11 protein-coding genes are annotated in these 14,632 nt (G+C 48.8%); 4 read left to right on the forward strand and 7 right to left on the reverse strand.

Annotated elements, in window-relative coordinates:
* Window positions 1-174: 174 nt before the first annotated feature.
* The 6 genes from J0A67_RS16650 to J0A67_RS16675 all read right to left on the reverse strand — a co-directional run bounded on the left by J0A67_RS16650 (window position 175) and on the right by J0A67_RS16675 (window position 6,425).
* Complete coding sequence (locus J0A67_RS16650; RefSeq protein ID WP_206570523.1) at window positions 175-1,215, reverse strand: adenylate/guanylate cyclase domain-containing protein; 1,041 nt, start codon at window positions 1,213-1,215, stop codon at window positions 175-177.
* Between the two features lies 1 nt (window position 1,216).
* Entirely contained in the window at window positions 1,217-1,597 is a 381-nt protein-coding gene (locus J0A67_RS16655; RefSeq protein ID WP_206570524.1) for a response regulator, read from the reverse strand.
* A gap of 353 nt (window positions 1,598-1,950) precedes the next feature.
* Window positions 1,951-2,331, reverse strand: a complete 381-nt coding sequence (locus J0A67_RS16660) for a response regulator (RefSeq protein WP_206570525.1) — start codon at window positions 2,329-2,331, stop codon at window positions 1,951-1,953.
* Window positions 2,332-2,427: 96 nt separating this feature from the next.
* A complete protein-coding gene (locus tag J0A67_RS16665) occupies window positions 2,428-3,792 on the reverse strand; it encodes a sensor histidine kinase (RefSeq protein WP_206570526.1) in 1,365 nt (454 codons plus the stop codon).
* 55 nt (window positions 3,793-3,847) lie between these two features.
* A complete protein-coding gene (locus J0A67_RS16670) occupies window positions 3,848-4,225 on the reverse strand; it encodes a response regulator (RefSeq protein ID WP_206570527.1) in 378 nt (125 codons plus the stop codon).
* A 19-nt stretch (window positions 4,226-4,244) separates the two neighbouring features.
* Window positions 4,245-6,425, reverse strand: a complete 2,181-nt coding sequence (locus J0A67_RS16675; RefSeq protein ID WP_206570528.1) for a tetratricopeptide repeat-containing sensor histidine kinase — start codon at window positions 6,423-6,425, stop codon at window positions 4,245-4,247.
* Window positions 6,426-6,540: 115 nt separating this feature from the next.
* Between J0A67_RS16675 and J0A67_RS16680 the strand changes: the two genes are divergently transcribed.
* From J0A67_RS16680 to J0A67_RS16695, 4 genes are all read left to right on the forward strand, one after another.
* Complete coding sequence (locus J0A67_RS16680; protein WP_206570529.1) at window positions 6,541-6,807, forward strand: hypothetical protein; 267 nt, start codon at window positions 6,541-6,543, stop codon at window positions 6,805-6,807.
* Window positions 6,808-7,135: 328 nt separating this feature from the next.
* Window positions 7,136-8,941: an FAD-dependent oxidoreductase gene (locus J0A67_RS16685; protein WP_206570530.1), complete on the forward strand. Its 1,806-nt coding sequence runs from the start codon at window positions 7,136-7,138 to the stop codon at window positions 8,939-8,941.
* The gene (locus J0A67_RS16690) at window positions 8,938-10,773 is read left to right on the forward strand and encodes a 2-oxoacid:acceptor oxidoreductase subunit alpha (RefSeq protein WP_206570531.1); all 1,836 of its coding nucleotides are present in this window, start codon (window positions 8,938-8,940) and stop codon (window positions 10,771-10,773) included. The genes J0A67_RS16685 and J0A67_RS16690 overlap by 4 nt, the downstream gene beginning before the upstream one ends.
* Window positions 10,748-11,800 (forward strand): 2-oxoacid:ferredoxin oxidoreductase subunit beta, encoded by a 1,053-nt coding sequence (locus J0A67_RS16695; RefSeq protein ID WP_206570532.1) that lies wholly within the window; start codon window positions 10,748-10,750, stop codon window positions 11,798-11,800. The genes J0A67_RS16690 and J0A67_RS16695 overlap by 26 nt, the downstream gene beginning before the upstream one ends.
* 199 nt (window positions 11,801-11,999) lie before the next feature.
* Here J0A67_RS16695 and J0A67_RS16700 read toward each other — a convergent pair whose 3' ends face one another.
* Window positions 12,000-14,534 carry a M14 family metallopeptidase gene (locus J0A67_RS16700; protein ID WP_206570533.1) on the reverse strand — a complete coding sequence of 845 codons (2,535 nt, stop codon included), beginning with the start codon at window positions 14,532-14,534 and terminating at the stop codon, window positions 12,000-12,002.
* Between the last annotated feature and the right edge of the window lie 98 nt (window positions 14,535-14,632).

The following is a 14,632-nucleotide window of genomic DNA, read 5'->3' on the forward strand; positions in this document are numbered from 1 at the left end:
TGTAAACGGCCCGTCCTGCTCGTTTTCGGGATCAATGAAAAAGCAGTTGATGCGATTCACAGTTAGTTGCCAGAACTGTGATTTTGCCAACGCCCGAAAGGTGGTTTTCACGGTGGGTTTGGCGCAATTGCAACGCTGAAATGACCCGATCACTGTGGGGCGAAAAACATGGGTTTAACCCAATACTTCAAAAACGGTCACTGGGTTGGCCTTGTTTTTCAGCTTCATTTCCCCGACGACTTGGACATCAAACGTCTCCTTGATCGTTTCGGCACAACGGTCTAGAATAAGAATTTGGTTTGGACCCGCTGCATTCTGTAGCCGGGAGGCGATATTCACCGCATCGCCGATGACCGTATAGTCGAGTCGCTTGAGGGACTTTGACCCAATATTACCGGATACCATTTCACCGGAATTGATGCCAATAGATACTTGGGGGCGGAAATGGGTCTCCGCAGAATATTCGGGTATCGCCTCCATCTTTTTTCTGATAGCGAGGCAGGCGTTGACCGCTCGGATAAGATGATCGGAGCCTTGGAATACCGCCATGACTGCGTCTCCGATAAACTTATCCACACTGCCTTTTTGGTCGATGATCTCCCGCACCATCAGATCAAAATATTCGTTGAGCAGGCCTACGACGGTATTGGGTTCTTCATTTTCGGATATTCTCGTAAAACCTACCAGGTCGATGAATGCAACGGACGCGTCAATCGTTTCATTTTCCATTAGGGCGGACTCGATCTCTTTTCCTCCCATAAAATTCAAGACCGTCTCATCCACATACATTCTCAGGATATTGTTTTCCCTCATGGCTTGCAGTGTTCCTTTGATCTGGTTGATGTAGCCAAGGGTTTTTTCGATGGTTATTTCGAGATCCTGAAAATCCACTGGCTTGGTCACAAAGTCGAAAGCGCCCAAATTCATGGCCTTTCTGATATTTTCCATATCTCCATAGGCAGAGATGATGATAGTCTTTACCAGCGGATTTTTTTCCTTGGTGTTGGACAGCAGCGTGAGACCATCCATCACAGGCATGTTGATGTCGCTCAGGATCATGTCCACGTCCGGATTATCGCGGAGTGTGTCCATCGCCAGTTGGCCATTAAGCGCAAATAGCATTTCGTACTCTCCGGCTCGGATTTTTTGTCGATACTTCTGTCGAAAAAGCATCTCCAAATCCTCCTCGTCATCGACTACCAGAATTTTCGCCATCTTATCGGTTAGTTAGCAATTCAGCGATTTCGTTTTTCAGGGAGTCAAAGTCAACTGGCTTGGTAAAAAATCCTTTTGCTCCAGAATTGATCGCTTTGTTGTAGTTTTCTCTGTCTCCGTATGCCGAAATCATGCTTACTAATATATGGGGAAATTTGCTTTTGATCTTTGACAAAAGTTCTAGGCCATTCATTCCTGGCATGTTGATGTCCGAAAATACGTAGACAATCTCGGGGTTGCCAGAATTTCCCAATACATCCAAGGCTTGTTCGCCAGAAAAGGCAAATTCCACCTCAAGCAGATTGGATTTGATCTCTCGCCTGAATTTTTGAAGGAACATGATTTCTACATCCTGTTCATCATCCACAATCAAAATCTTCATTGTAAAAAAAGTTAAGTTGATACGCTGGGTAGTAAAGTTCTGAGCCTTTCGAAATTCAGGCCAATGTCCCTCTGAGGCTACGCCCGATAGCGTTGCCAAAAAGCAAACGACCAAGGCGCAACGTGCTAGACCTATCTAGTCCCAAATAGCGCTATGTGCAGTCCGTCATTTCAATATTCGATGATAGACCTGGATATTTCATGCTCCGAATCAGATACCGACAGTTGTCCACCGAAAACAGGGACAGGGCACTAATTTAACTTTATATCCGGATCCTTCCGCATATTAATTTGCGGTATGAAAGCGAAAAACTGTTTTTTGCAAAATACTTCCTTTGATCTGTAGAGCGAGAGTTATTTGCCACTGGTGAGCGCCGCAATCTCCAACTTCAATTTTTCGAAATCGACAGGTTTCGTAAAAAAGCCTTTGGCACCGGAGCTCATTGCTTTGTCGTAGTTCTCTTGGTCTCCATAGGCTGAAATCATGCTCACTTGAATTGCTGGAAACCGGGATTTGATTTCTTCCAACAATTCCAGTCCACTCATTCCTGGCATATTGATGTCGGAGAATACGTACACAAACTTTGGAGGGTCTTCGCTATTGAGGAGGTCAAGCGCTTCTTGTCCTGAAAAGGCGAAGGCGAGTTCCAGGTGGCCACTCTTGATTTCTTTCCTGAACTTCTGGCGGAAAAGATCTTCCACGTCTCGCTCATCGTCTACAAATAGAATTTTCATGGGGTTGGTTGGTTTTCTTTTGCTCGGCCAAGGGCTTCGGTCAGTTGTGTACCAAAATATGCTAGGCTGAGCCGGACAGCCTAATCTGTTTCGGGTTTATTCGGTTGATTTTGGCAGTAGAATGCTAAAGCAGGTGAATTTTCCTTCCTCGGATTTTATTTCCAAGGTTCCCTCATGGGACTTGATGATGTCGTGGGTAATACTGAGTCCCAATCCGGTTCCTTCTGTACCCTTTTTCGTGGTAAAAAAAGGCATGAGTAGCTTATCCCGAATCTGATCGGGAACCCCAGGTCCATTGTCCTCGACTTCGATCAGGACCTTGTCTCCAAGATCACGGGTGCGTATTTCCACTTTGGCTTTGTATTCCGGATTCTTGGCGGATAGTTTTTCCCTCATCGCATCAAAGGCATTTTTGACCAAATTGAGGATCACTCGGCTGAAATCTTCCGAATTGAGTTTGATCTTTGGCAGGTTTTCATCCAGGGATAGCTGTATATCCACATTGATAGGATTGGGATTGGCACGCATGCCGTGAAAGGCAAGATTGGAATACTCCCGGATGAGTGCGTTCAGATCGGTGGGATCCATGGTGCCGGTACCGCCACGGGAGTGCATCAGCATAGATCTGACGATGCTGTCGGCACGGGAGCCGTGGTGTCGGATTTTGGCGAGGTTGGATTTGATGTTTTCCAGCAAGTCGAGGATATTTTCCTTTTCGGGGCTGTCCGGGATTTTTGGCATTTCCTCGCTGATTTCGTGGAGGAAGTCGGCGCTGAGCTCTGAGAAGTTGTTGACAAAGTTGAGCGGGTTTTTGATCTCGTGAGCAATGCCCGCAGTGAGCTGGCCAAGCGACGCAAGTTTTTCTTGCTGGATGAGTTGCTCTTGGGTAGCCCTAAGATGATCCAAGGCGTGTTGGAGTTCTTCTTTTTGGCTGAGGATTTCGGAAGTTCTTTCCGCCACCAGGAGTTCTAGCTGGCTTTTCTGCTCTTCAGTCTGGCGAAGTTGCCTTTCCTGTTCTTTGGTGATGATGCGTTCGATTTCGATCTCTTTCATCTGTTTCCGGTGGTTGAGCCACATGGTCACTGCCCAGATAAACGCAAATACACCAGCTGCATCGAGGTAGTTTTCGACGATTTCAAAAATCGCGGGACTGATGGTTCTGACTAGGTACTCCAGCAATTTGACGCCGACGATGGGCAGGGGAGTGATGGCAAGGGTCTTCAGGTAGACCAGTTCGGGGGTATTCAGCATCAGATAGATGACAGCCCCCACTAGCACAAAGGACAGCAGTTCAAAGAGAATCTCGGGAGGAGCATTGGAGATGCCCAAAGCGATGAGCACTCCTGCGGCGATCATGCCATACTTGAAGTACCGATGGAGGCGCTCCGGAAATTCCTGTGCACCGGAGCTTTTCTTCAGGTAGTAGAGTAGGGAAAGTGAGATCAGGTTGATCAGGATCATAGTACTCGACGGCGTTTCTTAAGGTTGGGTGGAAAAGTGTTCGACAAAAAGAGTTCTAGCTTCGTAGGATTTCGCCGATTTCCCTCCTCAGGGATTCGAAATCAACGGGCTTTGTATAAAATCCCCTTGCGCCAGACCTCATCGCTTTCCGGTAATTGTCGGCATCGCCATAGGCTGAAATCATGTTGACGCGTAGCTGCGGGAAGCGGTCTTTGATGATGTCAAGCATCTCCAGTCCACTCATCCCGGGCATGTTGATGTCGGAGAAAACGCTGGCTACTTGGGGCGGATTGTTTTTTTCCAAAATTTCAAGTGCCTCCTTTCCGGAAAAAGCAAACAGCAACTCCAAGCCTTCGTTTCGGATTTCTTTGCGGAATTTCTGGCGAAAAAGAGCTTCCACATCGCGCTCATCGTCTACTACAAGGATTTTCATAGGGTAAAAGTTAGGTTTTTTAAACCGGTAAAAAAACGGTGAACGTGGTAAACTCACCGAGCACCGACTTGACATCCAGTTCGCCGCCATGCGCTTTCGCTATATCGTAGCTCAGAGACAGGCCCAATCCCGTGCCATGACCGGCGGGTTTAGTAGTAAAAAATGGCTGAAAGATTTTGCCGATGATTGACTGGGGAATGCCGGGACCATTGTCAGTCACCGAGATCTTCAGCCATTCCTTCGACTTGCCATCCTTCTCGATTTTGGCGGTGACCTTTACTTTTGGCTTTACTTCCGGGTTTTCTCTCCTGAAGTCCGGATTGGCGCAGGCATAAAAGGCATTGTTGCACAAATTGAGCAACAATCTGGAAATGTCCTGCGCTACGAGATTGACTTGGGGAAGGTCGGCCTGAAGTTCTGTTTCAAAGTCTGCACTAAAGGTCTTGTCCCGAGCCCTCATCCCGTGGAAGGATAGGCGGAGGCATTCATTAATTAGGTTTTTGACGTCTGTTTGGACTTTCTCGCCGGTGCTGGCCCTGCTGTGTTCCAGCATGCCTTTGACGATAGAGTCCGCCCTTTTACCATGCTGGGCGATCTTGCCCATATTGACCTGGATGTCTGAGAGGATTTCATCCAAGAGCTGCGGGTCTTGTTCTTCGGGTTTTTTGGCACGTTCCTGCTGGATCTCTTGGATCAGCTCGGTGCTGAGCTCAGAGAAGTTGGTCACGAAGTTCAACGGGTTCTGGATCTCGTGGGCAATGCCGGCGGTAAGTTCGCCGAGAGATGCCATTTTTTCGGCTTGGATGAGTTGTGCTTGTGCCGCCTTCAGCTGACTTAGCGCTTTCTCAAGCGCCTCGTTTTTGGAGGCAATTTCGTTGGTTTTCTCTTGAAGTGCGTGATAGGCCTTGTCTAGGTTCTTTTTGTTTCGGAACTCCACAAATAGAACTATCAGGAAAGCGACCAATCCAGCGCAGGCGGAGAAAATGACCCATCGCTGCCGAAGGCTCGCTCTCTCATATTCCATCGCCCTTTTTGAAAACTCATACTCCGCTTCCAGGGAGGCGGTAAGGCGCTGGGAATGGGAGGTGTTGATGCTGTCGTTGTATGACTTGAAAAGCTGAAAGCTTTTGAGTGCTTCCTCAAAATTCCCCTGATCTTCGTAGATCCTCGAAAGCAATTCATTTGCGTTTCGCATGAGCATGGGCTGGGCCATCGTTTCGGCCTGCGCCAAGCCTTGTTTTCCAAGGTCCAAAGCCTCCTCAGCCTTGCCATTTTTATAGTAAAGGCCAGCCAAGCCAATTAATGAATGCGCGTAGGGCACCCCGTAGCCATTGGCCTGGGACATCGAGATGGACTGGAGGTAAAGCTGCTCTGCTTTTTCCGTGCTGTCGAGTTCAGAATAGATGTCGGCAAGTGTTCGTGAGGTCATTTCGATGAACTCGGGGCTTTCCAATTCCATGGCAGACTGGTAGGCGATTTTGAGGTTTTTCAGCGCTTCCATCGGCCTCTTTTGCTTGAGCTCCACATCACCGATATTGTTGTAGGCAAGAATTACCCTGCCTTGGTTTCCAACGACTTGGTAGATTGCGAGCATTTCCCGGTATTTTTCTTTGGCATCGTCCAGCTTGTCCAGCTCGAAATAGATGAGGGCGATGTTGTTGAGTGCTGCCGCTTTGACATTGGAGTTTTTGGTTTGATCGGCTCCTTTTATGGCTTCATAAAAGGTATTCAATGCTTCGGCATAGTTGCCGAGATTATAGTTTACTAGCCCGATATTGTTCAGGATGCCCGGAACGAGAACTTCACCTTCCAAGCCTTTGGCAATTGCCAATGCACTAGTATAGTACTCGATAGAGCCAATGAAATCACCTTTGTTTTGAAGGGCATTTCCGTAGATTTTCAGCGCCTCGGCCTCCCCCGTTTTATAGTTTGCCTCGCGGCAAAGCTGGAGCTGAATATCAAGAAAGCGAATCGCGCTGTCTGGACTGCTCTCTGCCAAAATAAACCCAAGCTCATTGCCCTTGTTGAGATAGGCTGTGTCCGAGGCATAGCCTGGTACTCTTTCCAATCTGTCCATGTCCGCTTTCAAGCTCTCTGCCGTTTGGGAATGACCAGGAAGATAAGGCAGCAGATAGGCGCAAATTGCAAAAACAGCGATAGCCTGCTTCATACACCTCAGATCTCCAATGGAATGTTTCATGGCTTGATAAAAATTGGTTTTAGGTCCGAAGGGCTCTGTTTGACCATATTAATAAGCAATATAATTTGGATTTATATTCAAAAAAATTATATTTAGCATATAAAATTTGCATTTTATGTATCTACATACCCCGATTTCCCACGTAAGAGCTGATTTCGCGAAGCTTTTTTTTCTAGCGGCGATAGTTATTGCCACGGATTCAGAGGATGAGGAAGAAAACCAAGACGATTCGCCAGCTGAGGAGGAGCCAAACGTGGAGGAGCCTTCTGAAGGCGAGACCCGAGGTGGCGGAGATTCTTCATCATTTTCGGTTGATCCAGCGAGAACGGACTTGGTCGATCCCGCAAGGACAAGACGTGTTGATCCAGCACGTACCAGGTAGGATCTATATTTAGAAGTCGTCTCTATTATCGTCCCTTCGAGGAGGGTTGGGTTTGAGTTTTTTGCCAACTAAGCTTAGAAAAGTGACTTTTTTTTGCCGCTTCTCCAATTTTTTTAAGTTCCGAGTGAGCGTGGCCAAGTCCAAGACTCGGTTTGCCGGCCAGATCGTACATGGCAAATATTTTTCCCTAGTCCCCAACTAGTTTCAATGGGAAATTTTTCCCACAATATCTGCCTGATATCGTTATTGCAGAATTAATGTTTATATTAAATACACTATGCCTGTATTTAATTCTGAGTTTTTAAGATTATAGTAACCCAAGATAACTATGAAACCGACTGATGTCCGGAATCCGGAATATTACCACAAGGTGGTAGACTGCCAGTACGCCTGTCCGGCACATACTCCCGTGCCGGAATATATCCGACTGATAGCAGCGGAGAAATATACGGAGGCCTATATGATCAATTGGGAGTCCAATGTTTTTCCCGGCATCTTGGGGCGTACCTGTGACCGACCCTGTGAGCCCGCCTGTAGAAGGGTCAGAGTAGAAGAAGAGCCGGTCGCCATCTGTAGGCTGAAGAGAGTTGCCGCAGATCAGAAAGGTGAGGTCAGGCAATTGATGCCTCAGGCCCCGTTTCCGAAAAATGGCAAAAAGGTGGCGTTGATTGGGGGTGGGCCCGCCTCCCTTACCGTTGCCAGGGACTTGGCGCCCCTGGGTTATGAGATTCACTTGTTTGACGAGCAGATTGCTGGAGGAGGGATGATGCGAAGCCAGATTCCTTCTTTTCGCCTTCCTGAGAAGGTATTGAACGAAGAAGTGGACTATATCCTGGACATGGGAATTCATACCCAGTTTTTAACCTATGTGAGCAGCCTACGGGAAGTGCTGGCAAAAGAGTACGATGCAGTTTTCGTAGGTACCGGAGCTCCTAGAGGCAAGGATCTGCCAAAGCTCCCCGGTCGTCAAGAAGGAGCCGCATCCATCCATATAGGGATCGAATGGCTTGCGAGTGTGGCCTTTGAGCATACCAAATCCATTTCCAAAAAAGTCATCGTACTAGGAGGGGGTAATACAGCCATGGATTGCTGCAGGACCGCCCGGAGATTGGGGGGTAAAAGTGTCAAAGTGGTTGTAAGGAGCCCTTTTGCCGAGATGAAGGCCTCTCCCTGGGAAAAGGAGGATGCCATGCACGAAGACATCGAGATTTTTGACAACCATGTGCCGGTCAGTTTCGAACTGAAAGACGGAGTGCTAGTAGGAATGAAATTCCAGAAAGTGCGTGCAGTCTATGACGAAAAGGGAAAAAGACAGCTACTTCCTACCGGCGAGCCGGATGTGTTTATAGAAGCGGACGAAGTCCTGATAGCGATAGGCCAGCAAAACAGTTTTCCCTGGATCGAGCGTGACTTGGGTTTGGATTTTGATGAATGGGATATGCCTGTAGTCGACAGGAAGACTTTTCAATCGACTCACCCCCAAGTTTTTTTTGGAGGTGACGCGGCTTTTGGCCCCGAGAATGTCATCACTGCAGTTGCCCATGGCCATCAGGCAGCAGTTTCCATCCATCTGTTTTGCCAAGGAAAGAATCTAATGGATCGGCCCGATCCTTTCACCAATTTGGTGAGCCAGAAAATGGGAATCCATGAATGGAGCTATGACAGCCAGATCGCGGCAGACCATCGCTATCTCGTGCCCCAGGCCAAAAAATCCGTCACCTTGAAGGATCGCAAGCAGGAAGTTGAGTTGGGATTTGAAGTCCAAACAGCTCAAAAGGAAACTCAACGATGCCTCAACTGCGATGTCCAGACAGTGTTCACGGAGGATAGGTGCATAGAGTGTGATGCCTGTATGGACGTTTGTCCCACTTCCTGCATCACGTTTACAGTAAACGAGGACGAAAGCCAACTCAGGAAGAACTTGTTGGTTCCCGCGGAGAATCTTACCCAAGGCCTTTTGGTCTCCGAAACGCTAAAAACCGGGCGTGTTATGGTAAAAGACGAAGACGTTTGTCTCCACTGTGGACTTTGCGCGGAGCGCTGTCCGACCTCCGCTTGGGACATGCAGCGTTATTTCTATAGCGTGACCAAAGCCTACCAGATGCCCGCACCATTCCCAGCCCTCAAAAAATGAACAATCGTATCAATGATTTTATCGTCCGTTTTGCCAATGTAAACGGGACAGGATCAGCCAGCGCCAACTTTCTGTTTGCCAAGACTGTCTTTAGAATGGGTATTCCTGTCACCCCAAAAAACATTTTTCCTTCCAATATTCAGGGCCTACCGACCTGGTATGAGGTGAGAGTCAGCGAAAAGGGCTATCTGGGGCGGAGAGAGGGGATAGATTTGCTGGTCTGTGTCAATCCCCAAAGCATGGCCAAGGATGTATTGAGCGTAAATGAAGGCGGATATTTCATTTTTGACAGCACCAAAAAACTCAACCCCGAGTATCGCCGGGAAGGGATCCACTACCTCGGTATCCCGATGATGGAGATGGCCAACGCCGCTTTTGACGATCCACGCAAAAGACAGCTTTTGAAAAATATCATCTACGTGGGAGCGCTAGCAAAACTGCTGGCCATGGATGAATCGATTATCCGCCAGCTGATCGAAGAGCAGTTTGAGGGTAAAAAATCCCTTATCGAGGCCAATTTCAAAGCCCTCAGCTTGGGAATCGATTATGTGGAAAAGCACTACGAATACCCTCTTTCCTTCAAACTCGAAAAAAGAGAGCTGTTGGGAGAAAAGATTCTGGTTGATGGAAATACCGCATGCGGTCTGGGTGCAGTCTACGGAGGTGCCACGGTAATGGCATGGTATCCGATCACTCCTTCCACCTCGGTGGCTGAGGCTTACGAGAATTTTTGCAAGCAGTTTAGAAAGACCGAGGGAGGCGAAAACAACTTTGCGATCGTCCAAGCGGAAGATGAGCTGGCAGCGATGGGGATGGTCATCGGCGCAAACTGGAATGGAGCGCGTGCGTTCACCGCCACTTCGGGTCCTGGTGTTTCGTTAATGAGTGAATTCTTGGGGCTGGCCTATTTCGCAGAAGTTCCTGCTGTGCTGATCGACGTGCAGCGGGCAGGACCGAGCACCGGGATGCCGACACGCACTCAGCAATCCGATCTGCTCGCGGCAGCATTTGCATCCCATGGTGACACTAAGCACATCTTGCTTTTGCCTGCCACGCCCAAGGAGTGCTTTGAGATGACCGCCGAAAGTTTTGACCTCGCTGAGCAATTGCAGACTCCCGTAATACTGCTGACAGATCTCGATCTTGGGATGAACGACCATGTGAGCGAGCCATTTGAATGGGACGTTAAAAGAAAATATAAACGGGGGAAGGTTCTGACTGCGGAGGAACTGGAAGGCATCGGCAAATTTGGTCGATATCTGGACTCCGACGGCGACGGGATTCCGTACCGTACCTATCCAGGAACACACCCAACGAAGGGAGCATTTTTTACCCGTGGAACCTCCAAGGATGAATATGCAGCCTACACGGAAGATGGGGCAGCCTACAAAAGGAACATGGATCGGCTGACGCGAAAGTGGGAGACAGTCAAGAAGTTGGTTCCAAAGGCCGAAATCAGTATTTCCTCCAAACCAGAGGCCATAGGATTGTTGTTTTTTGGCACCTCCACTTTTTCATCAGAGGAGGCCAAAGACCTTCTCAACGAAGAGGGTATTGCCGTGGATTCTATTCGGATCAGGGCTTTCCCCTTTGGAAAGGAAGTGGTTGATTTCGTGGAAAGCCATGCTACCATATTCGTGGTCGAGCAAAATAGAGATGCACAGATGCGCAAAATGCTGATCATGGAGATGGATTGCCTCCCCAAGAAGTTGGTGCCAGTACTCAACTACGACGGAATGCCAATCACTGCTGATGCGATCTGCCAGCAAATAGTCCAATACCTAAACCCAAAAAGACTTTCCAATCATGAGCTATCTAAAACCGCTGTTTAGCCATCCCAAGCTTCCCAAAAACAAACTCGGCTACACGCTGAAGGAATACGAAGGATCCTTGTCGACCCTATGTGCGGGCTGCGGCCATGACAGCATCAGTGCGGCCATAGTCAGAGCCTGTTTCGAACTCTCCATCGAGCCGCATTTGGTGGCGAAGATCTCCGGGATTGGCTGCTCCTCAAAGACGCCCACCTACTTTTTGGGCAATTCCCATGGGTTTAACTCCGTGCATGGCCGGATGCCTTCCGTCGCTACCGGCGCAAATATGGCAAATCGGGATTTGGTCTATTTTGGGGTGTCTGGAGACGGAGATTCAGCATCCATCGGCATGGGACAATTTGTCCACGTCATACGTAGGAATCTGAATATGGTCTATGTGGTGATGAACAATGGCTGCTATGGATTGACAAAAGGACAAGACTCCGCTACGGCCGATCAGGGATCCAAAAACAAATCAGGATCAATTAATCCTTTTCAGGCTATAGATTTGGCCAGCATGGCAATTGAACTGGGAGCGTCTTTTGTGGCACAGAGCTTTAGCGGAGACAAGCAGCAGCTCATTCCTTTGCTCAAAGCGGCTATTAAACATCCAGGCTTTGCGTTCCTAAATGTGATTTCCCCCTGCGTCACGTTCAACAACAACCCAGGATCGACAAAGTCATACGATTACGTGCGGGAGCACATTGATGCGACTTCGGCAAAAGATTTGGTTCCGGGCAAAAACGAAATCAAAATAAAGTATGAGGCTGGAATGTCGACACAGGTCGAAATGCACGATGGTTCTGAGATACAGCTGAATAAGTTGGCTTTGGATTGGGATCCGGAAGACCGGAATTCCGCGGTGAATGCACTCCAAAAAGCCAGGGCCAAGGATGAAATCTTGACCGGGCTACTCTACGCCAATACAGACTGGAACGATCTCCATCGGACTCTGAAGACGACTAAAACGCCACTCAATCAATTGAAGGAAAATGAACTATGTCCGGGGATTAAAGTTTTAAACCAGGTCAATGCGAGTTTCAGGTAAGTGATCTTCTATTTTGGCTTCAGCTATAAGGTGTTTGCGCTGGGCTTGGTCGAAGGAGGTTGCAAATTGCGTGAGCTCAATTTATAATCTGGCTTATTTTAAAAGATCTAACCGCCATCCCTCTTCGCAGATTTGATAGGTAAATAAAAAGCCGGCCACTTTCCAGGGGCCGGCTTTGACTGTTGTAAGGATATGGTTTTTACTGTCCCACCATGAAAATCGCGTTGCTGAGCACCAGTTTTCCACTTTCCCAGAATCCCCTGAAAATGGGATTGTCCACAAAGTAGACAATCTGGCCTCGTCCCTGCGGCTCGACACCGATCGCAAGGGATTGCCCCATTTTGGATTTGATCTTGTAGCCGATGTACCCAGTTCGATAGGAGTCGTTGGATGCGATGATACCCGCATTTACCCCGCCAGAGAGGTAGACAAAGTGGTTGGAGTTGTTTTTTAGCGAATAGATCTTTCCTCCAGTACCATAGCCAAGAGGGTGGGTTTGGTCCATCTTGACTTCATAGATCGCACCCGCCGTGCCGGAGGAAATCTCCAACCGCTCGCCCTCCATATAGGGTTCTAGCCTCTCCTTTTTGGTAAGCTCGGTTGCTTCTTTTTCGGCTGCCTTTTTCTCTTCTTCTGAATCATAGGTCTTCAAGGCAAAGCCTTCCTTATTGGCGAAGAGATTCAGCGCAGCATCCAGTGCAATCAACTTTCCGCCAGCCTTCACCCAGTCGGTGATTTTTTGTTGCGAGTTTGCGTTGAGAGCAGATCCGAAGGTGGAGGGAATGATAAGGACATCGTATTTGCTCAGGTCGTAGCCGCCCATGGTGCCGGCATCCAGGGTGACCAATGGGTAGTTTAGTTCTTTTTCGAAAAAATGCCAAATCTCCCCAAAGCTCAGGGAGGAGGTTCCGCTTCCTCCGACTAGCGCCACGTTGGGAGACTTGATCGCCTTGATGTTAGGAGAGCCAAAGTCTTTTCCTTTGTCCATATAGCCGGTCTGGGTGGTAGCCAGCTTTACTCCAAATTTGTTGGCTGCGTCGCTCACTTTTTTGTCAAACTCTGCGACATACTCATTGCCTCCTTTGGTGATGATCAGGGAGCCTGCCGGAAAGCTTTTCCCCTCGACTTCAAAAGGATATTCGGCGTATTTCACCCTGATTTTCGCATTGAGCAGCGCGGCTAAAAAAGCCGCATCCCTGGTTCCTTGCCACTGGGCTAAATAGGCTACCGGAGTTTTACCGACGGGATTTGAGACTGCGGAGGGCTTTACGTAGGCTGCTGCGGCATCTAGCTTGGTCTCCAGCGCATAGGCACTGACACCATAGGCGTACGGCAGAGCCCAGCTGGTGATGTCGTAGGTGATGGAGTCATTGAGCGAGGGACTTGGTTCGAAAAGCACTTGGGTCAGGACTGACCTAGGCTGGTATGCATTGATGACGATGTCGTTTTCGGCTGTAGAGAAGGTGACTCCGGTTTTTCCGCTTTGATACTCAAAACCTTTCAGTCCGGATTTGGCGCCGGCCTTGCCATAGCGGATCCCGTTTTTGTCCAAGAGCTCGAGCAGCTTGGCGACTTGCGCTGGATTGCTTTCCCCCTTGATCACAAAACTCTTGTACTTGCCTTTGGGGCTGGTGGAGTTTGTCTTAAAATAGGCGGCAAACTCGGCCACCAGTTTTTTTGCGTTTTGGCTGGTCACCTCTGCTGCAGACATGGCAGCGGTGTAGTGGCCCGCGATGCGGCTACTTAGCGTCACGGTATCACCTAGGGAATTGTAACCGCCGATGCCGGCTCTTCCGCCACCGCCTTGTTCGATGGTCATGCCGATGGCTCCGTTGTACATGGGATAGGTGTCGCCATAAGAAGGGTAGAGGAGATCAAAGCGCTCCTTGGTGAAGTAAAACCTTCCCATTTCGTCGAAGTATCTTGCGGTATTTCTGCCGAAAATATCCTGGAACTCATGCTGGAAGGGAGTCAGCTGCTCATGTAAGGGCTCCGCGGCAGGAGCCATATAGAAGGGATGATCAATTCCCTGCTCGTGGAAATCCAAGTGCAGCTGTGGCATCCACTGCTGGTAGATCTTCAATCGATGCTGGGACTCTACCTGTACCTGCCAGGCCCAGTCTCTATTCAAATCAAAAAGGTAGTGGTTTGCGCGTCCTCCCGGCCAAGGTTCGTTGTGCTCCTGTGACTGGAGATCTGGCTGAAGAGTCGTATTCATTTTCTGGTTATACCAATTGGAGTATCGGTCACGCCCGTCTGGATTGATGCAGGGATCGAGGATGATGACCTGATTTTTCAGCCATTCTTGGGACTTCTCGTTATTGGGGTTAGCGAGCGTGTAAAAGGAAGAAATCGCCGCTTCCATTCCCACGGACTCATTCCCGTGAACGTTGAAGGACATCCAGTTGATGGGGATCTCGCTGTTGGGCGTACCATCCATTACGCCCGCCCGCTTGAGGTTGTCGGTGCGGATTTCCTCCAGCTTGGCCATGTTTTCCGGACTGGAAAGGATGGCGATGATCAGTGGTCGTTTCTCGTTGGTCTCACCATATTGGATGAGTTTGATGTTGGGATTTTGCGAGGCTACATGCTCGAAGTAGTCCACCATGCGATGGTGTGGGGTAAAGCGATCCCCAGGCTTATAACCCAAAAACTGCTCTGGAGTCTGGATCTGGGCAAAAGCTGCCCAGATAATTGACATGGCTAAGGCAAATGAGAGGAAAATTTTCTTCATAAGGGTAGGTTGGATTCCAATTGGGAAGATAAAAGCTTTTTACCCTTGATGGTCAGCCGCCGGCAAAATTGCTTTTGAAAAACTCGGCGCTTGTCCAA

It is taken from the genome of Algoriphagus aestuariicola, from assembly GCF_017254835.1.
Taxonomy (GTDB): Bacteria; Bacteroidota; Bacteroidia; order Cytophagales; family Cyclobacteriaceae; genus Algoriphagus; species Algoriphagus aestuariicola.